Below are 26,148 nucleotides of genomic sequence, written 5' to 3' on the forward strand. Positions count from 1 at the left end.
CCGCCGAGCACGACGACGGCCAGCGGGTGCAGCACCTCCATGCCCTCGACGGTTCCGAGGAACACCGCGGGCAGCACCGCGATCGCCGTGGCCAGTGCGGTCAGCAGGACCGGGCCGACCCGGTCGCGCGTGGCGTCGACGATGCGCTGCGGGTCCGTGGTCCCGTCCGCGCGCGGCTCGGCCTCCTGGTAGCCGCGGACGAGCAGCACCAGGTTCCTTACGGCGATGCCCACCACGAGCAGGAAGCCGCCGAGCGCGCCGATCGACATCACGCCGTCGACGGCGAACGCGGTCAGCACACCGCCCACGCCGGCCAGCGGCAGGGCGAGCAGGACGAGCGTCGCCGCGCGCCAGCTGCCGAAGACCGCCTGCAGGAGGAGGAAGGTGCCGAGCAGCGCGGCGACCACGAGCCCCGCGATGCGCAGATCCTGGCTCTGCTGGTGCGCGACGTCGCTCTGCACCTCGGCGTGGTACTCGTACGGCATCGGCATGGCCTGGACGCGGTTCCTGACGTCCTTGAGCACGGAGTTCAGATCACGCCCGCTGACGTCGGCGACGACGTCGAGGCTGCGCGAGGTGGCGTCGTGCTCGATGACGGTCGGGTACGGAGTGACACGGACGGCGGCGACTTCGCCGAGGCGCACATGGTCGCCGTTCGGCGTGTCGATCAGAAGGTTCCGGACGTTCTGCGGAGCGGAGCGCGTCGAGGGCGAGCCCCACACCACGACGTCGAAGACCTTCTGCTCCTCGTAGAGGCTGCCCACCGGCAGGCCCGAGAAGTAGGTGGCGGCCGTGCGGCGGACGTCACCCGGCTTGATCCCGTGGTTCCGGGCCGCCGCGAGGTCGACCTTGACCTCGAGGGTCGGCTCCTCGGCCACGTCCGGGATCTGCGGCCTGACGACTCCGGGCACCTGCGCGAGGGCCTTGCTCACCTGCTCGGCCTGCTTCCGCAGCACGCCCAGGTCGTTGCCGTAGACGCGGACGACGACCGGCGCTTCATCACCGTTCTCGGCCCGGATCGCGTTCAGCCGTGCCTGCGGATACGTCAGCACTTCGCTGTCGAGACCGGTCTGGTCGTTCATGGTGCGGCCGATCGCGGCGACGGTCGCGCCGTAGTCGGCCGAGCTCCTGAGGTTGACCCAGAACTCGCCGGAGTTGACGTTGACGACCTGGTCCGACTCCCTGGCGCGGCCCACGTGGGCTCCCACGCTCTCGACGCCCGGCAGGGCGCGCAGGTCGTCGGCGGCGGCCCGGCCGAGCCGGTCCATCTCCGGCAGCGACGTACCGGGCGCCGCCTCCACCTGGATCAGCAGCGCACGCTGGTGCGGGGCCGGGATGGGGGACGCGCCGTCGAGCTGCGGCCACACCGCGAAGCCCGCGCCGGCCAGCACCGCGGCCGCGACCAGCGCCCGGCCCGGCCGGAGCAGGGTCTTCGGGCCGATCCGGTCGAAGCCGCGGTGGAGCCGGTCGAGCACCGGGTTGCGGCGGTGCCCGAGCCCGGTGTGCGCGAGCAGCATGGCGGTGAGCACGGGCGTGAGGGTCAGGGCGACGACGGTGGAGGCGACCACCGCGAGCCCATAGGACAGGGCCAGGGGCCGGGCGAACGCTCCGCCCACCCCGCTCAGGAAGACGATGGGCACCACGGCGAGGAGAAGGATCAGCGTCGCGAAGAAGGCAGGCCTGCGCACCGCCGCCGTGGCGTCGACCACGACGTCGGCCACCGACCGGCGTTCGGCGGGTTTCTGATCCTCTCGCCGGAACTGGTTCCGGATGCGGTCGAATCCGATCACGATGTCGTCGATGACGGCGCCGAGGGCGATCGCGAGCCCGGCCAGGACCATCATGTTGAAGGTCGAGCCGCGCAGGTAGAGCACCCACAGGGCGGCGATCTCCGCCATCGTGATCGAGACGAGGCTGATCAGGGCGACGCGCCAGGACAGGAAGTACAGGCCGAGCAGCACCGAGACGGCGGGCACGGCGACGAGCGCCCACAGGCCCACGTTGTCGAGTGCGGTGTCGACGAAGGACGCCGGCCGGTACACATGGGTGTCGACGGTGATGCCGGACAGTCCGGGCTGGAGTTCCGTCATCGCCTCTTCGACGGCGTGGGTGACCTCACGGGTGTTGGCGTCGGGGAACTTCTCGATCACCAGCATGATCCCGGGGCCGTCGCCCAGCAGCACATCGCCGATGAGGGGCTGGTGGCCCTCCACCACGGTGGCCACGTCACCGATGCGCAGCCGCTTGGCGGCGGTGTCCTCCAGGGCCACGGACGCCAGGTCCTGGGCCTTGGTGATGGGCAGCACGTGCTGGATCGCCAGTCGCTGGCTGGGAGTGTCGATGAACCCGCCGGTGCCCGGCGTCGAGGCCTCCACGAAGGTCAGCGGCGACACCCACAGCGCGTTGCCCGTCGTGCGGACCACCTGGTCGAGGGAGACGCCCCGGCTGCGCAGCTGCTCCGGGTCGATCTGGACCTGCAGCTGCCGGTCCTGCTCACCCCAGATGACCACGTTCGCCACGCCGGGAATGCCCATCAGGCGCGGCTTGATGTTCCACCGCGCGAGGACGGACATGTCGATGCGGGAGACGTTCTGCGAGGACAGCCCGATCATCATCGCCCGGCTCGTCGAGGAGAGCGGCTGGATCATGACCGGCTGCTTGCCCACCTGGGGCAGACCGGCGACCTGGATCAGACGTTCCTGGACGGCCTGCCGGGCCTTCTGCTCGTTCGTGCCCGGCTCGAAGACCAGGTCGACGGAGGACAGTCCGGGAGCCGACTCGGACGTGATCTCGTCGAGCCACGCCACGCCGTTCAGCAGGTCCTGTTCCATCGGGACGGTGATGAGCTGCTCGACCTCGGCCGCCGACAGGCCCGGTGCCTCGGTCTGGATCTGCACCTGCGTCGGTCCGAACTCCGGGAAGACGTCTGCCGACGCCGCCCGTGGGAGCTGGATGAACCCCAGGGCCATCACGGCCGCTGCCACACCGAGGATCAGGTTCCGGAACGTAAGACTGAGAGAAAGGATTCTGTGGACCACGGCAGGGTCCTGCCTTCCAGAGCGACTGCGCGCTCCACCGCCCCGCCCTCGGGCCCTTCTCCAGGGCCTGGCGAGAGCGCCGGATCACGCACCGGGCGGACGGCCCACCGGGCGTCCGCACGGGGGACGTCCGTCCTGCTGTGGCGTCAGTCGCCGGCCTCGACCGGCGAGGGTGAGGATTCCTGGCCGTGGCCTCTTCCCCAGCCGCGGGAAAAGGGCGGGCCGACCTCGTACTCATGTCCGGCAAGAGCTACAAACCGGCTGAACCGCTGGTCGTACCTATAGCAGGTAGATACGTCGTAAATGTACCCTGTAGGTGAAGAACCTGTCAATTTATCCGAAAAGGGGAAGTCTGTCCGCGTGGCCGAGGGCCCCGGCCGTTCCGGGGCGAGCGCCCGCGGCCCGCCCCGGAGAGCGCCTCAGCGGCGCGGCCCCGTCGACAGGTAGTAGGGACGGTTGTGGGCGGCCACCGGCGGGGACTGGTACGTCCAGGCGCCGGCGGCCGGTGCGCCGCCGCCGAGGAGGGTGCCGATGTCGCGGCCGAGGTCGCCTTCCGGGGCGTGGACCTCCAGCCGCGTGCGCTCGGAGCATCCGGGGGCGGACAGGTCGTACCAGCGGTAGGGCTGGTAGACGTTCATGGGGCCGGCGAGCAGGCGGCCCTCGCGGTCGGTGCCGTAGCCGGTGATCGGGGCGGAGTTGGCGGCCACGGCGGCCAGGCCGTCCAGCTTCGCGGTGAGGTCGAGCAGCGGGGTGTCGTCCTGTTCCAGGGTGTCGTCCGGGCCGATCGAGGCCGCCTTGCACCGTACGGTCCAGGTGTCGCCCGTGGGGCCGTTGAGGGACGGCAGGCCGACCTCGAACCAGCCCGGGTACTTGGGCTCCGCGTAGAGTTCGCGCCCGGCCCTGATGGCGAACGGGTTGTCGCACACGACGTGGAGGCGGGCGATGCCGAGCAGTTTCGTCTGGTCCCAGCCCTGTGCGTACTGGGCGTAGGTCAGCCGGGGAAGACGGGCGCCCTCGGTGGTCGGGTGGGCGATGACGTTGAACTCGATCTCCTGGGTGACCCCGCCGCCGAACGCGTACTGCGCGAAGTACAGCTGGTAGTTGAGCGAGACCAGCGCCCGCCCGCCCTCGAACGCGGCCGCGGTCAGATCCGGGTGGTGCTTGGCGAGCAGCTCGCGGACCGGTGCCGGATCGACCAGCCAGTCGATGCCGACCTGGTGCAGCGCCCCGTAATGGAAGGGGAGCCGGAAGGGCTCGGGGACGGGCGGCAGGCTCAGGGGGGCGGTCATGACGAGGCTCCTGGGGTCGGTGATGTCCTGACGGTGGAGGGGGACGCCGATGTCCTGACGGTCGGGGGAGACGCCGATGTCCTGATGGCCGGGGGAGACGCCGTCGGCGGCGGACCGAGGCGGGCCGGCCGGTCGCGGGCCGCCAGGTCCGCCTCGATGCGCTCGGCGCTGCGCAGTGCGAGCGCGGCCATGGTCAGGGTCGGGTTGGACGTGGCCACCGAGGGCATGCTGCCGCAGCCGACCGCGTACAGGCCGGGATGGTCCCAGCAGCGCTGCCAGGAGTCGACCACCGACGTGGCCGGGGAGTCGCCCATGATGTGGGTGCCCGCGGCATGACCGGCCCCGCGATAGCCGTACGTGCGACCGCCGTGCTCGAAGCGGCCCGGCCAGGCCGCCGCCGGCGCGTACTCCGTGTGGTCCTCGGCGCCGAGCAGCGCGAAGATCTGGTCCGACACCGCCCGGGCCGCCGCCATGCCCTGCCTGACGTGCTCGTCGAGGTCGTACGTGACGAGAGGGAGGGGCAGGCCCAGGGCGTCGCGCTCGTGCGGGTGGAGGCCGACCCGGTTCGCGGGATCGGCGCTCTGCTCCATCTCGAACTGGAGGGTGAACTGCCGGCGGATCCGGTCCCCGACGGCCCGCCGCAGGTCGGCCCCGAACAGACCCCGTTCGTTGAGGAAGTGGTCCACGTCCGTGTCGACGGGCCCCTTCGCCCAGATCCAGCCCCAGGTCCCGAACTCGACGCGGAACGGAGCCCGCCGCCGGCGTGCGGGACCCGCGCGGAAGCCCTCGAAACCGGAGACCGAGCCGGGGCCCCGGTACGGTCCGGTGGCGTCGGGCAGCAGCCCCCAGGTCAGCAGGACCGGGTGGTCCATCAGATTCCGGCCGACCTGGCCGCTGCGGTCGGCGAGCCCGGACAGGAGCAGCAGCCGGGCGTTCTCCACCGCGTGCGCGGCGAGGACGACGACATCGGCGTGCGCGACGGACACCTCTCCGTCGTACGAGCGGAACTCCACGCCGGTGGCGTGCCCCCGCCCGTCGACGAGCACCCGGCTCACGACCGACCGGTCTCGCAGCGTGACGGTGTCGCTCCAGCGCCCCTGGGTCTTGAGCGGGGTGTACTTGGCGTACGAGGGACAGTGCGGGATGCAGGTCGCGTTGCCCACGCACCGGCTGTCCGGATCCGGCCGCCCGTCCCGCCCGCGCGGGACGTGGCCGCCGTCGTACCGCGGGTTCGGGACGCCGTTGCGGGCGTGCGGTGTGCCGACCACCTTCAGCTCGACCTCGCGCAGGGCGACGGGGTCCTTGACGCGCCGCCCGTCGAGACGGTCGGCGAGGAGCCGGTCGAGACGCGCCGCCGGCAGCGGCAGCATGGGGAACACGTAGTCGTCGGGAAAGGGCAGGCCGACCTGCTCGCGCTGCTCGTCGACGTCGGCGGCCACCCCCAACTCCTCCTCCGCGTCCCGGTAGTGGGGTTCGAGCTCGTCGTACGAGAGCGGCCAGCGCCGCCCGTACCCGAAGGACTCGGTGTCGAAGTCCTCCGGCAGCATGCGCGGCGCGAGGCCGGTCCAGACGTTGCCGGTGCCGCCGTTGACGCGGACGTACCCGCTGGCGTACGGGAGCGGGCCGTCCTGCCGCAGGTGGCCGGAGGCCCGGAAACCGGGAGCCCCGCCCGTGCCGGCGAGGTCCGTCACTTCGGGCCAGGAGGCCGCCGGATGGGCCCGGTAGGGGGAGCCGGGCACCTTGGCCGCGGCCGCCAGATAGGCCGTGAGGGGATCGGTGGCCGGATCGCGGTCGGCCGGTCCCGCCTCCAGGACCAGGACCCGGCGGCCCTGCCGGCCCAGCCGGTGCGCGACGAGCGAGCCCGCGACGCCCGCGCCGACGACGACCACGTCGTACCGCGTCATCGACCGCTCCCCTCGACCTCGCCGCCCGGGGCGGTCCTGTCACCCGGGTCGATCCTGTGGCCCGGGGCGGTCCCGTCGCCCGGGTCGATCCTGTGGCCCGGGGCGGTCCCGTCGCCCGGGTCGATCCTGTGGCTCGGCTCGATCCCGTCGCCCCGGTCGGACCGGCCACGGATCTCGGCCCAACTCCCGTATCCCCCAGGGGCGGAGGCGGGAGCCGCGAGCCCGGACGCCTTCCACACCAGCCCCTCGGCGTAGGCGCGCGAAGACACCGGGACCGACGGCGGCCCCGGCCAACCGCCCGTGTACCAGAGGTACGTCACCGCTCTGGCCGCCTCCGCCAGCTCGTCGTCCATGCCGTCGTCCGGCTCCCCCGCTTCGTGCAACAGCCGTGCGTAGAGCTCCGCGCCGAGCCGGTCCGCGGCGACCGTCCGGTACACCTCGGTCAGACCGGTGGCGTCCAGGGCCGCTTCGCCGAATCCGGTCAGCCGCGCCGACAGGGTGGTGAAACGAGGTGTCTCGTCTGTGATGGGCACGCGGGCATCGGTGCCCGACCGTCCGGCGGTCCATGCGCCGCGCCCCCGGAAGGGCTTGAAGCCGATGCCGGACGCTCCCTCACAGGACTGGCCGCGCTCGATCCGGCGTTCGACACGGGCTCGCGGGTTCCCTGCGCGGGGCAGGCAGGAGACGGGCGGGCCGACAACCGGGGCGCGAGGGGAACGGTCGTTTCCCAGAGCCGGTCCCGCCGCTTGAAAATCACGTACAGGCTGGTGCAGACGCCCCCCGTCAAACCGATCGCGAACGGATATCCGCCCGTCCAGTGCAGCTCCGGCATGTGGCCGAAGTTCATGCCGTGGATGGTGCCGACCAGCGTCGGCGCGAAGAGGATGGCCGCCCAGGCGGAGATCTTCTTGAAGTCGTCTCCCTCGGGGTGCTGACCTGTAGAAGTCGACTGGATACGTACTCTGACCTGCGGAGATCAATCTTTCCGGCTCTTTCGCCGTGCTGTCGGCTTATGCCGCCGATCCTCCCCAGCCGCTCCCCAAAGGGGCTTGATCCCCCCAGATTCTCCCCAGCGGAGAGCGTGCGGAGGCGGCCTGCTGCTGGTCAGTGGAGCGTCCGCGCGAGGGGCTGCACCACATCGACTCCGTGCGCTCTGGCCAAGCCGTCGAGTCCGGTCTGCCCAGCCCTGCCCGACTGCTCGGATGGCAGGGTCGGCGGGTGACTGGAAGGCCCAGGCGGCGGCAGTGCATCTCGGGGAGAGTTCTGCGTGGGTGAGGGAGCCGCACGTCAGTCCGGTGTCGACATCCATGAAGGCATTTGGTGGATGAGGGGTTGAGGCCGCTCTGACCTGTGTGAACGCGTCTGGTGGCTCGCAGCGGGCGACAAGTTCTGGAATTTTCGGGACGCGCAGGGCTCTTGCTGGGCACGGCTGCCGCTGTAGAGGACGTGCCCCTCTGCGCGCGGGCCCCCCGGTCACCGTCGACGTCCCGTCGGCCGCGGTGCGCACCGTCGCGGGGGCGGTGTGCTCGGTCTCCAGGGCGTCGCCGCCGACCGGTTTCCCGGTCGCGGCGAGGCCGCCGATCCAGCCTTCGTACTCCTTGCGGTACGCGGCCCGGTCCGGATGGGCCTGCCCGCGCGCCACCGTCTCTGAGCCGGTCGGCGCACGCCGTGGAAGGAGACGGAGGCGTACACACGCCGTGGCCCGATGCCGAAGCCACGGTCACGGGTGGGAGCCGGCCCGCTTCGCGTCGAGCCGCGCTCATGCCGGAGGCGGGCGCCTGCGCATCCTCGAGCAGAAGGTTTCGATCTCCCAGGAGTCCTCTGCCCGAAGGGATGCGTGGCTCCGGTTTGCCGTGACCGGGCACGGCGGCGGCCCTACAACTTGCTCATCTTGGCGTACGGACTCAGGATCCGCTCTTGCGTCGAGCCGAAATCCACGAGCGCCGCGATCCCGCCCTCGATGCCGATGACCCGGCCGAGGCCGTACACGTCGTGCGTGACCTGGTCGCCTACGGCGAACTGCCGGGGAGGCAGCGTGACCGGGGCCTTGAAGGGGCTGGTGGGCAAATGGCGCTTCGGTGCACTGGGCTTTGTCATTGCCGCCAGTATGCGCCCTGCGCGCATCCGTTCGCTGCGGCCGTTCCCGTCCGCAGCGCGAGGCAGCCGAGGAGGGTCTCGAAGAGAACAACAGCTCCATGTCGCTGACCAGCGGTTTTTAGAGTTCGGTACGGTACGGGCCAGGGGCGGCGGCCGCAGGGGAGCGCCCCGGAGGTCACCGAGGTCACTCCGCGCTTCCCGCACCCGGCGGCGGCCGAGGCGTCCGTGGCTCTGCCCGCAGAGGTGACGTCGACCAGGCCCCTGCCCCGGATCGACGACGTGTCCCCGCCCGTCTCCCGGCCCGCCCGGTCTCGGCGGGCTCCCGCGCCGGTACGGACAGCGATGTGCAGGGCCGTCTGACGGACGGGGTGGGCCGCGCGTCGCCGTGGACGGTCCTCGACACCCCCGACCACGACGACTGATCGACCGCACCGTGCCCTTCGCGCGGTGCTCACTTGCTCGGGACGCCTCGGGTGCGGGCGGGCGGTGGCCGAGGTGGACCCGCTGGTGTCACGGGTCCGTCGGTGGAGCCGGCCCGGCTCGCGCCCCGGCACCGGATCCGTGCCGGTCCGAGCAGCACCAGCAGCATCGGGCGGCTCGCCGAATGGACGGCCCTGGGCCACGCGGGGCTGATGCCGAAGGGGGCCTCGCCCGCGCATTCGCGCGTGAGTGGTTCTCCGTCGAAACCCGGCGGAATCGACGACGGGCGACCCCGCCTCAGTCCGAGTCCGATGGCGGGGCTGATTCCGCGGCGCGGCGGTACTCGGCGTTGAGGCGCTGGGCTTCCTCGAGTTGGTCTTCGAGGATGATGATGCGGCAGGCGGCTTCGATGGGGGTGCCCTGGTCGACGAGTTCCCGGGCACGTGCGGCGATGCGCAACTGGTAGCGGGAGTAGCGCCGGTGGCCGCCCGCGGAGCGGAGCGGGGTGATGAGGCGGGCTTCGCCGATGGAGCGGAGGAAACCCTGGGTGGTGCCGAGCATTTCGGCAGCCCTGCCCATGGTGTAGGCGGGGTAGTCGTCGTCGTCGAGACGCCCGTACGAGTCGTCTGCTGTCATTTGCACCTCTCTGTGAAACGCGTAGAGGGGCCCTGGTGCCGTACGGCACCAGGGCCCCGAAGGAACTACTACACCACCTGCCGGCCCTGATACTGCGCCGGCCTTCTGTATCCGCTGACCCGACCTAGTGACTGTCGGGAGCGCGGGGATCGCGGTTGCTTGACCGGAGACCACCTCACTATCGATGTCCTGCGGTACCCGGACTCGAGACTTCCGGCCGGGCGATCCTGATGGCGCTGCGCTCCTCCGTTCTTCCTTCGGTGATCGTTTTCCTACCACGGGGGTACTGCGTACTGCTGGGTACTGCGCACTGCTGTCACGGGTCCGCATCGCTCATGCCCGCGGTCCCGATCGCGGCGGCCCCTGATCACTGCGGGCCACCCGGTCCAGCCGTCAGTCCCGTCGCCGTCCTGCGAAAACCCTGGCTTCGAAACTCCACCGCCGCACCGTCCTGCGACTTGCTTTCCTGCTGGTACTGCTTGCCGGCAGTTCGTCTCTGCCAGGCCTCACTGTCTCTCTGGGCTACGAGAGAAACCTTAGCTGGGCCATCACTCAATGTCTACTCTGGCCGACATAGATTTTCGTGTGCCCGCTGGGCAGGTAATCGACCTCGGCGAGCGACGCGGAGGGCCGCGCAGAGTCGCGGAGCGTTCATCGCCAGGTTGACCCCCGCGCATCCGCGCACATGGCGCGGTCATTCGTTCGATACGCGGGAGGGCCCGACCGGCGTGTGCCGGTCGGGCCCTCTCGGCTGACCGGAGTCAGCCCACGTTCGCTCGCGGATTTCGGTCAGGTCGCCGCCGAAGCGCCGAGCGGCACCGAGGCGTTCATGACGGACGGGGCGGTCTGGGCCGAGCGGGGCTGCATCTGGACCAACGTCACCACGTGCCTCCTGAAGAGCAGGGTCGGCTTTCGGTTGACGTGGGGCTCAGGTTGCCGTGCCGGCGGCGGACCGTCGCGCGCTCCCGTGCCGGGCAGCAGGAGCGGAACCGCGCCGACCGCGGGAGGGCGTGCCGCCCTTGCGCCGCTCGGCCGGTGGCGCGGTGATCGTCACGGGCACGCCCGACGGGGCCTGGGCGCCGGTGATCCTGCGGAGCGCTTCCTCGCCGGAACGGACCTGACTGGTCTTCGGCACGATGCCGGCGTCCTGCAGGAGTCGGGTCATCCCGCGACGCTGGTTGGTGGTGACCAGGGTGACGACAGTGCCGGACTCGCCGGCTCGCGCGGTACGGCCGCCGCGGTGGAGGTAGTCCTTGTGGTCCGTCGGCGGGTCCACGTTGACGACGAGGTCGAGGTTGTCGACGTGGATGCCGCGCGCGGCGACGTTCGTCGCCACCAGGACGGTGACGTGCCCGGTCTTGAAGCGGGTGAGGGTGCGGGTGCGCTGCGGCTGCGACTTCCCGCCGTGCAGGGCGGCGGCCCGGACACCGCAGGCGAGGAGGTCCTCGGTGAGGCGGTCCACGGCGTGCTTGGTGTCCAGGAACATGATCACTCGACCGTCGCGTGCCGCGATCTCCGTCGTCAGCCGGTGCTTGTCGGCGCCGTGCACGTGCAGGACGTGGTGCTCCATCGTGGTGACCGCGCCCTGGGAGGGGTCCACGGAGTGGACGACGGGGTCGGTGAGGTAGCGGCGGACCAGGAGGTCGACGTTGCGGTCCAGCGTCGCGGAGAACAGCATCCGCTGGCCCTCGGGGCGGACCTGGTCCAGGAGCGCGGTGACCTGCGGCATGAAGCCCATGTCGGCCATCTGGTCGGCCTCGTCCAGGACGGTGATCGCGACCTGGTCCAGCCGGCAGTCACCGCGGTCGATGAGGTCCTTGAGGCGGCCGGGGGTGGCCACGACGACTTCGACGCCCCCGCGCAGCGTGTTCGCCTGTCGGCGGATCGGCATACCGCCGACGACGGTGGTCAGGCGCAGCTTCACGGCGCGGGCGTAGGGCGTGAGGGCGTCGGTGACCTGCTGCGCGAGTTCCCGGGTGGGGACCAGGACGAGCGCCAGCGGCCGGCGGGGCTCGGCGAGCTGTCCGGCGGTGCGGGCGAGCAGGGCCAGACCGAAGGCGAGGGTCTTGCCCGAGCCGGTCCGGCCGCGGCCGAGGACGTCACGGCCGGCCAGGGAGTTCGGTAGCGTCGCGCCCTGGATGGGGAACGGCACGGACACGCCCTGCGCGGTGAGCGCGGCCAGGAGGCGCCGGTCCAGAGCCAGGTCGGCGAAGGTCTCGACGGCGGGCAGCGCCGGAGTGATCGTCTTCGGCGGGGCGAACTCCCCCTGCACGGCGGCGGGACGCCTGCCGTATCCGCCTGACCGGCTCGGACCTCCCGATCGGCTCGCGGCGGACGAACCGGGGCGACCGCTCCGGTTCGTTCCGACGGAGGAGTCGTGCGTGTGGCCGCCGTTGCGGCGGGTGCGGGAGGTACGGCCGTTCGTGCGTGTGGGGTTCATTCAGAACCTTCCTGGATACGGCACGCATCGAAGAATTCCGGCAGCGGGTGAACGGCTTTTGGAATCACGGGGACGGCCGAATGGAATGAGAAAGCCGGCGGCTCGGCCAGGGTGAGGAATTGTCGACACGCCGTCGGGTCGCGAAATGAATGCGCGTGACGTGGTCGCGTGTGAGGGCCCTGCGAATGAATACAGTTGGGGCCCGCACCCCGAGGGATGCGGGCCCCAACTGCGTATTGCGTGTCAGCGTCAGGCGGGAACGATGTTCTCGGCCGTCGGGCCCTTCTGGCCCTGCGCGATGTCGAAGGAGACCTTCTGGCCCTCCTGGAGCTCGCGGAAGCCCTGCGCGGCGATGTTCGAGTAGTGGGCGAACACGTCAGGGCCGCCACCGTCCTGCTCGATGAAGCCGAAACCCTTTTCCGCGTTGAACCACTTCACGGTGCCAGCAGCCATGTCATTTCTCCTCTGGGCAAGTACGACGGAATCCGTACCGTACGGACCCCGTGTCGCCGCGATGATGCCCTGCCCGGAAAATGACCGGAAATACAAAGCGCTTCCGCGTGGCGTACGGCCGACGGGAGGCGCTTGAAGTCTTGGGTACCAAAACTGCAACTGACTTCGACAGTAGCACGTCACCGCAGCCTGTGCGCTGCGGATATTTCTCCCTGTGTGTCGCCGGTAAAAACTCTGCCTGCGATGGCCATTAAAATCTCAGGCCGCGAACGCAGGTATTCGTGCACTCCGGATGCGGCGTCTCGGAAGCGAGGCGGTCGACCGGGCTGGGGTGTCGGCAGTCGGCGGAACCCGCGTCTGAGGGCCGGATCCCGGGGAGTCCCCCCGCAGCTCACAGGAGGCCGACGGTGGCGCCAGTCGACGGTGATCAGGAGTGTCCCCCGGAGCTCCTCCAGTTCCTCCAGCTCCTCCACGCTCACGCTTGCCTCGACGTCCCCTGTGGCGCCGAAGGCCAGGTGCTGCAGATGCAGGAAGAGCTCGACGCTTCCGCCGGGGCTGGGGAACGGTGGGTCGAGGGCGGTGACGACGGTGGGGTTCACGCGGGGCCTCCCGGGTTCTCCTCGTAGAAGCGGGACGTTTCGGTGCCCTGGCCGGCCCGGTATTCGGGGCCGTGGTTCTGGTAGCTGGCCGTGGCACCGAGGGCCTGGAGGAAGACCGACTTGCCGAACGTCATGCGCGGGTAGACCCGGACAGGTCGGCTCGCCTGGATTTCCAGGGCCCAGCGGATGGCGTGGCCGTGTCCCACTCCGACAAGGCGATGCGCAGGCAGGCCGGCCTCTCACCGTCCGCGCGACGCCGGAGACGGTCCCGTACGCGGAAGCCGGCCAGGACGGCGGCGCCGGCCGGGCCGGCCAGGACCGGCAGAGGCCAGGACTCGGCGGCTTTGGTCGCCAGGTGTGCCGCGGCCTGCACCAGGGCGACTGCGAGCGCGAGGGCGACGGCTGCCGCACCCAGAATGTCCGTGGTGCCACGCGGCCGCCATCGGATCGTGCGTCGAGATCGGGGCCGGGGCGTCACTGCCCGCCCGCCGACGCGGAGATGGCGTGCTCGACCGGCCGTCTCCCGCCCGTTCTCCCCAGATTCTCCCCAGGACGTCTCCGAGGGTGATTCCTAAGGTTTGCTGATGCTGAATGGATCAAGGTGTCGGGATGGGTGACTACAGCCAGTCCTTCCGCTTGAAGACCACGTACAGGCTCGTGCACACCGCCGCCATCAGCACCACCGCGAACGGATACCCGCCCGCCCAGTGCAGCTCCGGCATGTTGTCGAAGTTCATCCCGTAGATCGTTCCCACCAGCGTGGGTGCGAACAGAATCGCCGCCCACGAGGAGATCTTCTTGATCTCCTCGTTCTGCTCGAAGCCCGCTTCCGCCAACGCCCGCATCTCCGCGTTCTGTTCCTGGGTGACCAGGGTCGCGTTGACCGTGAGGATCTCCGTCAGGGCCTGGCGGAAGCCGTCGACGCGCTCGCTGGTGTGGGTGACGTGGTCGGCGACGTCGCGGAGGTAGCGCTGGAGTTCCTCGTCCGTGCCGTACTTGGCGAAGCCGGCCATCAGGGCGTGGAGCATGCCCACCAGGGGGCGGGTGGCACGCTGGAACTCGACCATCTCGCGGGAGAGTTCGTAGATGCGGCGGGAGACCGCCGGGTCGCCGCCGAAGACCTCCGTCTCGATCTCGTCGATGTCGTTCTGGACGCCCGCCACCACCGGGGCGTAGCCGTCGACCACCGCGTCGAGGATCGCGTACAGGACCGCTTCGGGGCCCAGGGCCAGCAGCCCCGGGTTCTCCTCCATGCGGCGGCGGACGGCCGAGAGGTCGGGGGCGTCGCCGTGCCGGACCGTGATGAGGAAGTCGGGGCCCACGAAGACGTGGAGCTCGCCGAAGTCGACCTCCTCCGGGGCGTCCAGGTAGCGGGCGGCGCGCAGGACGACGAAGAGCGTGTCGCCGTACCGTTCCAGCTTGGGGCGCTGGTGGGCCTCCATCGCGTCCTCGACCGCCAGCTCGTGCAGGTCGAACTCGGCCGCCAGGGAGTGGAGCTCCTCCTCGGTCGGGCGCTGGAGGCCGATCCAGGCCATGCCGTCGGGGTGTTCGCGCAGCTGGCGGAAGGTGTCCGCGAGGGTGGTGGGGGAGGAGACCCGGCGGCCGTCCCGGTAGAGCGTCGACTGCACCACGCTCGGCTCCGCCGGGGGCGGCCGCGAGGGCGAGTCCACGGGCGGCGGCTCGGGCCGGCGGCGCCAGGCGGCGCGGGGGTGGCGGTCGGACATCGCCGTGCACCTCCTCCTCGGTCTGCGGGTCTGGAGCAGGATATATGGGGTGAATCCCTCCTGTATGGATCCGGGATTCTGGATCCAGGATCTTGGATGCAGGATCCCGGATCCCGGATCCCGGATGCAGGATCCCGGATCCCGGATCCCGGATGCAGGATCCCGGATCCCGGATCCCGGATACGGAACCTTGGATCCTGTATCCCGGCCGGTTCGCCTTCAGGACCGTGGCTGTCCGCAAGCCCCGGTAGCGTGCCGATCATGGCCCTCAAGACGACCCACCCCGTGCTCGGCCCCCGCGCCCTGAACCGCGCCACCCTCGACCGGCAGCTGCTTCTGCGCCCCGCCCCGCTCGGTGTCGAGGAGGCCGTCGACCACCTCGTCGGCCTCCAGGCCCAGAACACCAAGCCCCCGTACTACGCGCTGGCCGCCCGCCTCGACGGGTTCCGGCCCGAGCGGCTGTCCGCGCTCATGGAGTCCCGTGCCGTCGCCCGGATCGTCTCGCTGCGGTCCACCGTCCACACCCATACCGCCCGCGACGCCGTCGGCCTGCGGCGGCTCGTGCAGGCCGGGGCCATCGACCGGGAGCTGAAGATGTTCCGCAAGGGGCTCGACGGCGTCGACCTCGACCGGCTCGCCGCCCTGGCGACCGCGTACGTGGAGGAGCGGCCCCGTACCCCCAAGGAGCTGCGGGAGCACCTGCTCCGGGAGTGGCCGGACGCCGACCCGCAGGCGCTCACCATCGCCGCCCGCTGCCTGCTGCTCATGGTGCAGGTCACCCCGCGTGGCCTGTGGGGGCGCAGTGGGCAGGTCGCGCTCACGACCGTCCGCGTGTGGTTCGACGGGGTCGAGGACCGGGCCGCCGACCTCGACGAGACCGTGCGGCGCTATCTCGGCGCCTTCGGGCCCGCCTCCGTCAAGGACATGCAGATCTGGTGCGGTCTCACCCGCCTCCGCCCGGCCTTCGAGCGGTTGCGGCCCGAGCTTCTCGTCTTCCGGGACGAGCAGGGCACCGAGCTCTTCGACCTCCCCGACGCGCCGCGCCCCGACGAGGACACCCCGGCCCCGCCCCGCTTCCTGCCCGAGTACGACAACCTGCTGCTCTCGCACGCCGACCGCACCCGCGTCGTCCCCGCCGCGCACCGCTCCCGCACCTGGACCGGCAACCAGGCGCACCGCGTCTTCCTCCTCGACGGCTTCCTCGCCGGGCTCTGGCGCCTCGACGAGGCGAAGGACCGCACGACGCTCACGATCGAACCCTTCGCGCCACTGCCGCGCGCGGCACGCACCGCGCTCGAGGCCGAGGCGGAGCGGACCCTCCGGCTCATGACCCCTTCAGGCGCCCCGTACGAGGTCGTGTGCGCGAAGGGCTGACGGGGAGTCGGCCGCGCCATGGGTGTGTGACTCGGGTTGCGTTGATGGATCTCCTCGCACATGACAGGGTGTTCACACTTACGTTCTGCGAACGTCTGTGTGCATGGGGGGATTTGAGTCATGGCTGTGACGGTGCCGGACTGGGCGGACACGCTGCTGGATCTGGTGGGGGTGAACTGGCCCAACGTCGACGAGGACGCGTACCGCGACATGGCGGACGCGCTGCGGGAGTTCGCGGACGATCTCGCCGACGACGGTCAGCTCGCCAACAACCACATGGAGCGTCTGCTGTCGTCGGGTCACGGCGAGGCGATGGACGCGCTCAACGAGCATTGGACCAAGGTCAAGGGCAAGCACCTGAAGGACATGGTGTCCGCGGCCCGGACCATCGCGGACGCGCTGGACCTCGCGGCGGGCGCGATCGAGGCGATGAAGTGGAAGGCCGTCGCGGAGCTGGGCGTTCTGGCCGGCCAGACCGGCCTTGCCATGGCGTTGATCCCGGTGACCGGCGGTCTGTCCGCGCTGCTCGGCGCGGGAGCGATCGCGTTCACGAAGAAGCAGCTGCTGAGGCTCATCACAGCTGCAATGGAGGAGGCCGTCGGCCACATCGTCTCCGTCATGACCGAGCCGGTCGTGGCCGCGCTCGAGAACATGGCGGCGGACCTGGTGGTCCAGGTGAGCATGGACGCGCTGGGCGTCCAGAACGGTGTGGACCTCGACCGGACGAAGCAGGCCGGCAAGGACGGCTTCGACCAGGGGGTGCAGGGGGCCAAGGAGGGCCTGAAGCTCGCCTCGGCCGGAGGCGGTGGTGGTGGCGGCGGGGGCAAGGGCTTCCACATCGAGCACGACGAGCACGAGCAGGCCGGGACCAGGCTGAACGGGGTGAGCCTCGGCATCCACGGCAAGACCGCGGGGAAGCTGACCAAGGCGAAGGGGCACCAGCGCCGCAACAGGGGCCGGGACGACATCGCCGACGCCCTGGACCCGGTCATCGAGAAGGCCATGGGCGCCCTGACGAAGTCCGCCAAGACCATGGGCGACCACATCGGCGAGACGCTGCCCAAGGCCGTCAAGCAGATCTCCAAGGACCACAAGGACAACGACGACAACATCCGCGACCGCATCGCCCGCCAGCGCAAGGGCGACCACGACGCGGGGAAGGACTCCGGCGGCGGCACGGGAGGGAAGAACCCGGCCGGTGGGGGTGGCGGCACGCCCCCGGGCGGCGGAGGCGGCCAGAACAACGGTGGCGGCGGGAACAACCCCGGGGGAAGGCCGATCAACCCCCAGCCGCCATGGCACGGCCAGACCGGTCAAGGCATGAAGAACCACCGCAGGGATGCGTTGGACGTCAGCCACTTGAGCGAGGACGAGCAGCACAGGGCGCTCGTGGACGAGGCCGGCAAGCTCGCCGACGACGCCAAGAACCAGCCGCCCAGCAATCCGTACCCCGAGGGCAAGCACCGGCTGAAGACGGCGTGCGCCGGAACCCTGCTCCACGACGGCACCCTGACCGCGCATTCGAGCAGCTCCACCACCGGCGACTCCTCGATGTCGACCCATCCGGCCCTCAAACAGATCCTGGACCAGGTGGAGAACGACATGAAGGCCGCCGAACAGAATCCGGGCAACGGTCACGGAAAATGCGCGGAAGTCGCGCTCATCTCCGACCGGCTGCACCAGATGGATCCGAACGGGACCGGGATCCTCACGCCGGAGGACGTACGGAAAGCCATGGAGGGGTCCCGCGTCTACTCGGTTCAGATCGGCAACATGCGCCCCGGAGATGACCAGTTGCTGCACGGCGAGTACAAACCGCCCTGTCGGTCCTGTGAGAGGATGCTGCCCCTCGCCGGCGTCATCGCGCACCACTGAAAGGGAGCCTGCACATGCCGAGAATGACAACGGAGGAAGTCGAGGCCGTCCTGGCCGAGGCGGGCTGGTCACCGGGGCGGGACGTCGGTGACCAGCTGCCCGAGCTCCTGAGCTTCGTGATGGACCGTTTCGCGGAGGAAGGACATCCGGTCGAACCGTTCCAGGCCGCCCAGGACTTCGTCCGCGAATTCGGTGGACTGCGCCTGGTGATTCCGGGAACACCGCCGGACGCCGTCGGATTCACACCGCACTGGATCTACGAGGAGAGCGGTGAGGACGTCGCCGAACTCGCCCGGAACGTAGGGAAGAAGCTTTTCCCCGTCGGCTACGAGACTTTCGACGGCGCGATGGTCCTCATCGATGAGACCGGACGTTTCTTCCTCATGCACCACACCGGTCCCTATTTCCTGGGAGCGAACACGTACGAGGCCATCAGCTGTCTGCTGCGCGGCCCCCAGCAGGAAGCGCGGGATTATTTTGTCTGACACCGTTCCGGGAACGGCCTCCTCCCTTCTCGTCCAGGGCACGATCACCAGTCAGACCAACCTGACCGGCGACGGCGAGCCCCGGCTCCACCCCGCCGTCCAGGAGTTCTTCGACGGGCTCGCACCGAGCCTGCGCGAGCCGTTCCTCGGATACTGCGCCGAGTCCGCACTCGTCTCGGACCGGCTGTACGCGGTCGACGCCCAGCGCGCGGACGGCGGGGTCACGAGCCTTGCCGAGGCGCCGTCGCACTTCACGGGTGCGGCTCTCGTCTCCCGCAAGGTGCGCCCCCACGGAGACCCCGAGCACGGCACGCCCGCCGCGCTCTGCCGGTCGTGCGCGGCCCTGGCCGACGCATTCGGCATCACCGTCCTCCAGGATTCCTGACGCGGAGGCCACGATGACGACCGAGCGTGCGACGACCAGTCCGGAGGCGACCGGCCCCGTCGGCGGGGACGAGGACGGCACGTCCCTGACCCTGGCCGGCTGGCATCCCGGGCGGGACGCCGGTGACGCCGCCATGATCGCCGTCCTCAAGACGGCGGGCCTGGGGCCCTGGCCCCTGTTTCCCGCCGCCGAGCGCGCGGTCCGGGAATTCCACGGCCTTCGTCCGGCGCCGGCGGCTCACGGAGGCCGCGAGGTCGCGGCGACCGGCTGTGTCGTCGATCCCCAGGAGGCCCGGTACGCCGGGCCGCCCCTGCACCGGCTCGCCGAGACGCTCGGCACGCGGCTCTTTCCCCTCGGCCGCACCGACGCGGACGCGCCGATGGCCGTGGACGAGGAGGGACGGCTGTTCTCCCTCGGCGCCGGCGGTGCCTGGCTCCACGGGGAGACCGTGCGGGACGGGCTCCTCGCACTGACCGAAGGCCTGCGGCCCGTACGCCTCCGGGGACGGGAACGACGGTGGCCGCTGCGGGCGGAACCGGCCGACCTGGCCGCCGGAGTCCGGGCGGCTCTCGTCGCCGTCTACGTCCTGCACACGCACGGGGTGTTCGACGCCCGCGCCCTGCGCCTGCGGGTCACCACGCTCCGCGGGATCGGCGTGAGCGTCCTGGACCAGGAATTCCCCCTGATCCCCGGGTCGCTGGAGGACAACGCGCCGGCCCTGGTGCGGGCGATGGAGGCGGAGCTGTCCGCCCTGGCGCAGCCGGCCGCCTCCTGCGAGCTGCGGTTGTCCGTACTGGCGCCGCCTCGCGCACCGGCCCCGCTGGCGGGCATCGACTGTGGTGTCACGCTCGGTGGCCCGACCGGCTTCGCCCTGACCCTGGCGACGGGCCCGGGTGCCTCCGTCGGCCGTCCGGCGGCCGCCGTGGACGCCTCCGCCGCCGCGTTCGACGCCTGGACCGCCACGCTCTGAAGGGGGGCGGACCCCCTTCGCGGAGGGTCGGCGGGCACACCCGTCGGCCCCCGGTGCCCGTCCGGTGTCACCGCCCGGGCGACCTACGGCAGCACCCCCGCCCGCCGGGCCGCCACCACCGCCTCCAGGCGGGTGTGGGCGCCCAGTTTGCGCATGGCCGAGCGCAGGTAGCCCTTCACCGTCTCCGGGCGCAGGCCCAGGCGCTCGGCCGCCGTCGCGTTCGTCGCGCCGGAGGCGACCGCCGCGAGGACGTCCGTCTCGCGGGGGGTGAGCGCCACACCCGGCACCGGCGACGGGGCCGCGGCGGCCGTCTCCAGGCGGCCGCACACCGCGAGGAGCCGCGCCCGCAGCTCCGGGTCCATGACCTTCGGCGCGAGCTCCCGCAGCTCCCCGTACGCCGCCCGTACCTCCTCCCAGGACGGTCCCGGTGCCGGCGGCGCGAGCAGTTGCCGCACCTCGTCCCGTACCGCGAGGGCCTGCTCGACGTCACGGGCCGCCGCCACAGCCGCGTCGAAGACCCGCTCGCCGATCGGCAGGGACTCGCGCAGCGCCCCGTACAGCACCCCGCGCACCTTGCGCCGTACGACGACGGGGACGGCGACCACCGAGCGCAGGCCCTCCGCCGAGACCGGGACGTCGTACTCGTGGGTGATGTGCCGCGACGCCTGGTAGTCCGTGACCGCGCACGGCCGGGAGAGGGCCAGGCACTTCCCGCCCAGGCCCGAGCCGGCCGAGATCGCAAGGCCGCGCAGCGCCGGCGTCACCGCCCCGCTCAGCTCCGCGATCCGCACCGTGCGGCCCGCGGCCCCCTCCTGGAGCAGTCCGCCGAAGACGACGGGCAGCCCGCTGGCGCGCCTCAGCCGCAGCAGCGCCGTACGCAACTCCACCGCTTCCACCATCTCGGGCACGGAACCACTCCTTCACCCCCGAACGGGGGTAGTGAGACCTGGGTCACCGATTACACGATGTCCGGGACAGTCCCGCAATGAGGAGGACACATGACGGCCACGAGCGCGACCGCCGCCACGGAGGGGTTCCGGGCCGCCCGGGACTTCCTGCTGCAGCATCGCGAGGACTACGAGACGGCCTACGAGGGCTTCGCCTGGCCCCGGCCCGACCGTTTCAACTGGGCGCTCGAATGGTTCGACGTCATCGCGCGGGACAACGACCGGACCGCGCTGCACATCGTCGAGGAGGACGGCTCCGAGACGCGGGTCACCTTCGCCGAGATGTCCGCCCGTTCGAACCGGGTCGCGAACTGGCTCCGCGCCCAGGGCGTGCGCGCCGGCGACCGGATCATCCTGATGCTCGGCAACCAGGTCGAGCTGTGGGAGACCGTGCTCGCCGCGATGAAGCTGCGCGCCGTACTCATCCCCGCCACCCCGCTCCTCGGCCCCGCCGACCTGCGCGACCGCGTCGACCGGGGCCGCGCCCGGCACGTCATCGTGCGCGCCGAGGACACCGCCAAGTTCGACGACGTCCCCGGCGACTACACCCGGATCTCGGTCGGCGGGGACGGGGTGAACTGGCTGGGGTACGAGCTCGCCGCCCAGGAGTCGGACGTGTTCGAGCCCGACGGGGTCACCCTCGCCGACGACACCCTGATGCTGTACTTCACCTCCGGCACGACCGCCCGCCCCAAGCTGGTCGAGCACACCCACACCTCGTACCCCGTCGGCCACCTGTCGACGATGTACTGGATCGGCCTCAAGCCCGGCGACGTGCACCTCAACATCTCCTCGCCGGGCTGGGCGAAGCACGCCTGGTCCAACCTCTTCGCGCCGTGGAACGCCGAGGCGACCGTCTTCATCCACAACTACACCCGCTTCGACCCGGCCCGCCTCATGGACGAGATGCAGCGGAACGGCGTCACGAGCTTCTGCGCCCCGCCGACCGTGTGGCGGATGCTGATCCAGGCCGACCTCGGCCAGCTGAAGACCCCGCCGCGTGAGGTCGTCGCCGCCGGCGAACCGCTCAACCCCGAGGTCATCGAGTCGGTGCGGCGCGCCTGGGGCGTCACCATCCGGGACGGCTTCGGCCAGACCGAGACCGCCGTCCAGGTCTCCAACAGCCCTGGCCAGCGGCTCAAGGAGGGCTCCATGGGCCGCCCGAGCCCCGGCTTCAAGGTCACCCTCGTCGACCCGGTGAGCGGCCGCCCGGACGTCGAGGAGGGCGAGATCTGTCTCGACCTCTCCGCCCACCCGGTGGGCCTGATGACCGGCTACCACGGCGACCCGGAGCGTACGGCGGAGGCGATGGCCGGCGGCTACTACCGCACCGGCGACATCGGCTCCCGCGACGCGGACGGCTACATCACGTACATCGGCCGTGCCGACGACGTCTTCAAGGCGAGCGACTACAAGATCTCCCCCTTCGAGCTGGAGAGCGCGCTCCTGGAGCACGAGGCCGTCGCCGAGGCGGCCGTCGTCCCCGCCCCCGACCCGCTGCGGCTCGCCGTCCCCAAGGCGTACATCGTCCTCGCGGCGGGCTGGGAGCCGAACGAGGAGACCGCGAAGGCCCTCTTCGCCCACTCGCGCGCGGTCCTCGCCCCGTACAAGCGCGTCCGCCGCATCGAGTTCGCCGATCTGCCCAAGACCGTGTCCGGGAAGATCCGGCGCGTCGAACTGCGCCGGCTGACGGCGGAGGGCGGCGGCAAGGAGTACGTGGAAGGGGACCTCGGATGAACCTCTCGTACGCGCACGGGGTGTCGGAGACGCCGCTCCTCGGCGACACCATCGGCGCCAACCTCGACCGGGCCGTCGCCACCTGGCCCGACCGGGAGGCCCTCGTCGACGTGCCCACCGGGCGCCGCTGGACGTACGCGCAGTTCGGCGCGGACGTCGACCGGCTCGCCGGCTCCCTGCTCGGCAGCGGGGTCCGCAAGGGCGACCGGGTCGGCATCTGGGCGGTGAACTGCGCCGAGTGGGTCCTCGTCCAGTACGCCACCGCCCGCATCGGCGCGATCATGGTCAACATCAACCCGGCCTACCGCGCCCACGAGTTGGAGTACGTCCTCAAGCAGGCCGGCATCTCGCTCCTGTTCGCCTCGCTCACGCACAAGACGAGCGACTACCGTGCCATGGTCGAGGAAGTGCGGGGTGCGTGCCCCGAGTTGCGCGAGGCCGTCTACTTCGGCGACCCGAGCTGGGACGCGCTGCTCGCCCGGACGCCGGGGGAGCAGCGACCGGAGCCGCTCTCCTGCGACGAGCCCGTCAACATCCAGTACACCTCGGGGACGACGGGCTTCCCGAAGGGTGCCACGCTCTCCCACCACAACATCCTCAACAACGGTTACTTCGTGGGCGAGATGATCGCCTACGGCGAGCAGGACCGCATCTGCATCCCGGTGCCCTTCTACCACTGCTTCGGCATGGTGATGGGCAACCTCGCGGCCACCTCGCACGGCGCCTGCATGGTGATCCCGGCGCCCTCCTTCGACCCGGCCGCCACCCTCCGGGCGGTCCAGGAGGAGCGCTGCACCTCCCTCTACGGGGTGCCGACGATGTTCATCGCCGAACTCAACCTCCCCGACTTCGCCGCGTACGACCTCTCCACGCTCCGCACCGGGATCATGGCGGGCTCGCCGTGCCCGGTCGAGGTGATGAAGCGGGTCGTCGCCGAGATGAACATGGCGGAGGTGTCGATCTGTTACGGCATGACCGAGACCTCGCCCGTCTCCACCCAGACCCGCCGCGACGACGACCTGGAGCGCCGCACCGGCACCGTCGGCCGGGTCATGCCGCACGTCGAGGTGAAGGTCGTGGACCCGGCGACCGGTCTGACCGTGGAGCGCGGCACGGCGGGGGAGCTGTGCACCCGCGGCTACAGCGTGATGCTCGGCTACTGGGACGAGCCGGAGAAGACCGCCGAGGCGATCGACCCCGGCCGCTGGATGCACACCGGGGACCTGGCGGTGATGCGGGACGACGGCTACGTGCAGATCGTCGGCCGCATCAAGGACATGGTCATCCGGGGCGGGGAGAACGTGTATCCGCGCGAGATCGAGGAGTTCCTCTACGGGCACCCCAAGATCGCGGACGTCCAGGTCGTCGGCGTCCCCGACGAGCGGTACGGCGAGGAGATCCTGGCCTGCGTGATCCCGCGCGACCCTGCCGACCCGCCCACCCTGGACGAGATCACCGCCTTCTGCCGGGACCGGCTCGCCCACTACAAGATCCCGCGCAGGGTGGAGATCCTCACCGCGTTCCCGATGACGGTGAGCGGCAAGGTGCGGAAGGTGGAGCTGCGGCAGACGTACGGCTCCTAGACGAGCTCCCGGCGCATGCAGACGCGGGGCCAGGCCGACAGGCCGTGGGCCGCCTCGGCGCGGCTGATGGCGCGCAGGCCCTCCGTGAGCGCCGGGTCGGATTCGGCGAGCGCACGGAAGCCGAGCCGCGTGTAGTACGGGGCGTTCCACGGCACCTCGGTGAAGGTCGTCAGCGTCAGGGCCGCCAGGCCCTGCTCCCTGGCGGCCTCCGCCAGGTGCTCGATCAGCGCCCGGCCGACGCCCCTGCGGGCGGCGTCCGGGTGCACCGACACCTGCTCGATGTGGGCGGCGCCGTCGACGGTGTCCGAGAGCAGGTACGCGACCGGGCGGTCGGCGGGGTCCACCGCCACCCAGGCCCGGCCCGCACTGCGGTACGCCTCCAGGACGTTCAGGGGCAGCGGGTCGTCGTCGGCGATCGCCGCCATGCCGAGGGTGCGGAACGGCTCGCCCGCCGCCCGTTCGATGTCCTGGAGCAGCGGGAGTTCGGCCGGAGCGGCCGCTCTGATGCGCATACGACAGTATGGCGCGGCCTCAGCGCGGCGGGCCGCCCGCACCCGGGCCGCCGTCCGTCGGCGGCCGGTTCCGGTCGGCCTCCTGGGGGCGGTTCCGGTCGGCCTCCTGGGGGCGGTCGAGCAGCCCGCCGTCGCGCGAGAAGCGGGGCAGGAACAGGGCCAGGGCCGGATCGCCGTACAGCGCCACGTACAGCTGGACGAGCCGGCCGTCCGTCACCTCGCGCCGGTGGGCCGGCAGCGGATACCGCTCCCGCAGGCCGCTCAGGAGCCGCCGCGCCGTCTTCGTCGTGTCCGGCAGGCGCAGCAGCAGCGCCGCCACCAGGACCGGCGGCACCCCGGCCGCGAGCGCCCCGGCGAGGCCCGCATCCTCGGCCCCGGTCAGGAACGGCCCCGCAAGCGCCGTCAGCGGTACGCAGCAGAGCAGCACCCGGGCCGCCCACAGCCGCACGAGCGGGCGGAGCAGCCCGGCCTCGCGCAGCTCGCGGCGCAGCGCGTCCACCGCCCGCCGCGCCTCGGGCCGCAGCGCGAGGGCCCGCAGCGCGAGCGCCCGGTGCAGCGCCCCGTGTACGCCGAGCTGTACGGGGTCACGCGTGCGGCCCGGTCCGCCATTGGCCCGAATCGTGTGTTTACGGCCCGCCGCGACCGCCCCGCGCTGATGCAGCGCCACCAGGGCCACGGTGACGGCCGCCCGCCGCCCGCCCCGCAGCAGCGCGAGGGCCTGCGGCGGGGGCACGGCGCCCTCCCCGGTCTCCTCGCTGCGGGTTCCGCCGCTTCGCAACAGCAGGGCGGCGAGCAGGAGTTCAGCCCAGGCCGCTCCGATGAACCACCACGTCCCCGTCGGCATGACAGCCACCCCCCGAGGGTGTTGTGCCCGGGAGAGCGTGATCATCACGCGTGAATGGCCGATTTCGGATGCCGAGGAGTTGTGTGGGCGCTCCGGACGGCCTTCCGTGGTCAGGCGCTGCCCGCCGCCAGGTCGTCGGCGGCGTTGTTGATCGGCTGCGGAGTGCCCGTGAGGTCGAGGACGAAGAGCGGGAGCCCGACCTCGGCGGCGCGCGAGCGGGCCTCCGGGGTGTAGCCCGCGAGCGAGAAGAACACGCTCACGGTGGCGGTGCTCAGCCCGTTGAGCCAGAGGCACTCGACGGCCCGCAGTCCGGTGGGTCTGGTGCTCGGGTCGACCTGGGCGACCAGGCCGGGCGCCCGCAGGTCCACGCCGGACGAGGGGCGCTCCTCGGGCTGGACGACGTCCCTGAAGCCGAGCCAGCGCAGGTACCCGGCGGCTGCCGCGACCGCGTCCCGCGAGGTCCGGATCGTCACGGGCCGGAAGGGCCCGCGCAGCGGGGCCGGGCGCGGGGCCGCGGGCGGCGGCGGGATGCGCACGGGGTACCGCTCGGCGAACGTACGGGGACGCGCGGGACCGGTCCCGTCCGCGCCGCGCCCCGTCCTACCGGCACCGCCCCGGGCCTTCGGCCCCGGCTCGAACCACGGCGAACCGGGCTCGACGGGCACGGCCCGCGCCCCGCCCGCGGGACCCTCGCCTGCGGGGCGGCCACCGGCACCGCCGACCGTCCCGCCGGAGGCGCCCGCGCCACCGGACCGGCCGCCGCCGGACGAAGCCTCCCGGCCGGGCCGGCGCCGGTCACCCGAGCCCCCGCCCGTACTGCCGCCCGTACCGTCGGC

The 26,148-nt window shown here is 71.5% G+C and carries 22 protein-coding genes and 2 pseudogenes; 8 read left to right on the forward strand and 16 right to left on the reverse strand.

Translation table 11 applies throughout. The features are described from left to right. The 12 genes and pseudogenes from CCN56_RS04855 to CCN56_RS04925 all read right to left on the reverse strand — a co-directional run. Positions 1–2,984 (reverse strand): efflux RND transporter permease subunit (locus tag CCN56_RS04855; protein ID WP_143664425.1); only part of this gene is annotated, 2,984 nt, incomplete at its 3' end. 473 nt (positions 2,985–3,457) lie between these two features. Beyond that, positions 3,458–4,327, reverse strand: a complete 870-nt coding sequence (locus CCN56_RS04860; protein WP_086823975.1) for a hypothetical protein — start codon at positions 4,325–4,327, stop codon at positions 3,458–3,460. After that, on the reverse strand, positions 4,324–6,231 hold the full coding sequence (locus tag CCN56_RS04865; RefSeq protein WP_086823945.1) for a GMC family oxidoreductase: 1,908 nt from the start codon (positions 6,229–6,231) through the stop codon (positions 4,324–4,326). The genes CCN56_RS04860 and CCN56_RS04865 overlap by 4 nt, the downstream gene beginning before the upstream one ends. Then, the gene (locus CCN56_RS04870; protein WP_256961757.1) at positions 6,228–6,764 is read right to left on the reverse strand and encodes a hypothetical protein; all 537 of its coding nucleotides are present in this window, start codon (positions 6,762–6,764) and stop codon (positions 6,228–6,230) included. Before CCN56_RS04870 ends, CCN56_RS04865 begins: the two co-directional genes overlap by 4 nt. Before the next feature lie 197 nt (positions 6,765–6,961). Next, positions 6,962–7,144 (reverse strand): annotated as a pseudogene (locus CCN56_RS04875) (CorA family divalent cation transporter); the annotation flags it as partial. Between the two features lie 962 nt (positions 7,145–8,106). Next, positions 8,107–8,328 carry a hypothetical protein gene (locus CCN56_RS04885; RefSeq protein WP_086823947.1) on the reverse strand — a complete coding sequence of 74 codons (222 nt, stop codon included), beginning with the start codon at positions 8,326–8,328 and terminating at the stop codon, positions 8,107–8,109. A 717-nt stretch (positions 8,329–9,045) separates the two neighbouring features. After that, the gene (locus CCN56_RS04890) at positions 9,046–9,384 is read right to left on the reverse strand and encodes a MerR family transcriptional regulator (RefSeq protein ID WP_086823949.1); all 339 of its coding nucleotides are present in this window, start codon (positions 9,382–9,384) and stop codon (positions 9,046–9,048) included. Between the two features lie 928 nt (positions 9,385–10,312). Continuing rightward, a complete protein-coding gene (locus CCN56_RS04900; RefSeq protein WP_086823951.1) occupies positions 10,313–11,824 on the reverse strand; it encodes a DEAD/DEAH box helicase in 1,512 nt (503 codons plus the stop codon). A gap of 249 nt (positions 11,825–12,073) precedes the next feature. Continuing rightward, positions 12,074–12,277, reverse strand: a complete 204-nt coding sequence (locus tag CCN56_RS04905; RefSeq protein WP_042817427.1) for a cold-shock protein — start codon at positions 12,275–12,277, stop codon at positions 12,074–12,076. 179 nt (positions 12,278–12,456) lie between these two features. Further along, positions 12,457–12,876, reverse strand: a complete 420-nt coding sequence (locus CCN56_RS42485) for a hypothetical protein (RefSeq protein WP_143664426.1) — start codon at positions 12,874–12,876, stop codon at positions 12,457–12,459. Then, the gene (locus CCN56_RS04915) at positions 12,873–13,082 is read right to left on the reverse strand and encodes a hypothetical protein (RefSeq protein WP_373412823.1); all 210 of its coding nucleotides are present in this window, start codon (positions 13,080–13,082) and stop codon (positions 12,873–12,875) included. The genes CCN56_RS42485 and CCN56_RS04915 overlap by 4 nt, the downstream gene beginning before the upstream one ends. Positions 13,083–13,493: 411 nt before the next feature. Next, positions 13,494–14,600, reverse strand: coding sequence for a magnesium and cobalt transport protein CorA (locus CCN56_RS04925; RefSeq protein WP_086823955.1), 1,107 nt, complete (start codon positions 14,598–14,600; stop codon positions 13,494–13,496). 261 nt (positions 14,601–14,861) lie between these two features. Here CCN56_RS04925 and CCN56_RS04930 point away from each other — a divergent pair, with 261 nt between their 5' ends. The 6 genes and pseudogenes from CCN56_RS04930 (at position 14,862) to CCN56_RS04950 (ending at position 19,689) form a co-directional block, all read left to right on the forward strand. Further along, positions 14,862–15,974, forward strand: a complete 1,113-nt coding sequence (locus CCN56_RS04930; RefSeq protein WP_086823977.1) for a winged helix DNA-binding domain-containing protein — start codon at positions 14,862–14,864, stop codon at positions 15,972–15,974. Positions 15,975–16,094: 120 nt separating this feature from the next. Further along, positions 16,095–17,183: pseudogene (locus tag CCN56_RS45735) on the forward strand (type IV secretion protein Rhs); the annotation flags it as partial. Positions 17,184–17,294: 111 nt separating this feature from the next. After that, positions 17,295–17,849 (forward strand): YwqJ-related putative deaminase, encoded by a 555-nt coding sequence (locus CCN56_RS45740; protein ID WP_107484092.1) that lies wholly within the window; start codon positions 17,295–17,297, stop codon positions 17,847–17,849. 14 nt (positions 17,850–17,863) lie between these two features. Further along, entirely contained in the window at positions 17,864–18,334 is a 471-nt protein-coding gene (locus CCN56_RS04940) for an SUKH-3 domain-containing protein (protein WP_256961758.1), read from the forward strand. After that, a complete protein-coding gene (locus tag CCN56_RS04945) occupies positions 18,327–18,719 on the forward strand; it encodes a YwqJ-related putative deaminase (protein WP_086823961.1) in 393 nt (130 codons plus the stop codon). Before CCN56_RS04940 ends, CCN56_RS04945 begins: the two co-directional genes overlap by 8 nt. A gap of 13 nt (positions 18,720–18,732) precedes the next feature. After that, entirely contained in the window at positions 18,733–19,689 is a 957-nt protein-coding gene (locus CCN56_RS04950) for an SUKH-3 domain-containing protein (protein ID WP_086823962.1), read from the forward strand. A gap of 83 nt (positions 19,690–19,772) precedes the next feature. On the opposite strand, the gene CCN56_RS04955 is transcribed toward CCN56_RS04950, so the two are convergent. Then, entirely contained in the window at positions 19,773–20,597 is an 825-nt protein-coding gene (locus CCN56_RS04955) for a helix-turn-helix transcriptional regulator (RefSeq protein WP_086823965.1), read from the reverse strand. Between the two features lie 90 nt (positions 20,598–20,687). On the opposite strand from CCN56_RS04955, the gene CCN56_RS04960 reads away from it, so the two are divergent. Together CCN56_RS04960 and CCN56_RS04965 are read left to right on the forward strand one after the other, a co-directional pair. Beyond that, positions 20,688–22,373, forward strand: coding sequence for an AMP-binding protein (locus CCN56_RS04960; protein ID WP_086823967.1), 1,686 nt, complete (start codon positions 20,688–20,690; stop codon positions 22,371–22,373). After that, positions 22,370–23,956, forward strand: a complete 1,587-nt coding sequence (locus CCN56_RS04965; protein WP_086823969.1) for an AMP-binding protein — start codon at positions 22,370–22,372, stop codon at positions 23,954–23,956. The genes CCN56_RS04960 and CCN56_RS04965 overlap by 4 nt, the downstream gene beginning before the upstream one ends. Here the strand turns inward: CCN56_RS04965 and CCN56_RS04970 are convergent. From CCN56_RS04970 to CCN56_RS44215, 3 genes are all read right to left on the reverse strand, one after another. Next, positions 23,953–24,468 carry a GNAT family N-acetyltransferase gene (locus CCN56_RS04970; protein WP_143664427.1) on the reverse strand — a complete coding sequence of 172 codons (516 nt, stop codon included), beginning with the start codon at positions 24,466–24,468 and terminating at the stop codon, positions 23,953–23,955. The genes CCN56_RS04965 and CCN56_RS04970 overlap by 4 nt on opposite strands. 19 nt (positions 24,469–24,487) lie before the next feature. Next, on the reverse strand, positions 24,488–25,312 hold the full coding sequence (locus tag CCN56_RS04975) for a TIGR04222 domain-containing membrane protein (RefSeq protein ID WP_086823973.1): 825 nt from the start codon (positions 25,310–25,312) through the stop codon (positions 24,488–24,490). A gap of 110 nt (positions 25,313–25,422) precedes the next feature. Further along, the coding region (locus CCN56_RS44215) for a hypothetical protein (protein ID WP_256961759.1) at positions 25,423–26,148 on the reverse strand (726 nt) is incomplete at its 5' end.

It is taken from the genome of Streptomyces sp. NRRL B-24572, from assembly GCF_002156145.1.
Classification (GTDB): Bacteria; Actinomycetota; Actinomycetes; order Streptomycetales; family Streptomycetaceae; genus Streptomyces; species Streptomyces vietnamensis.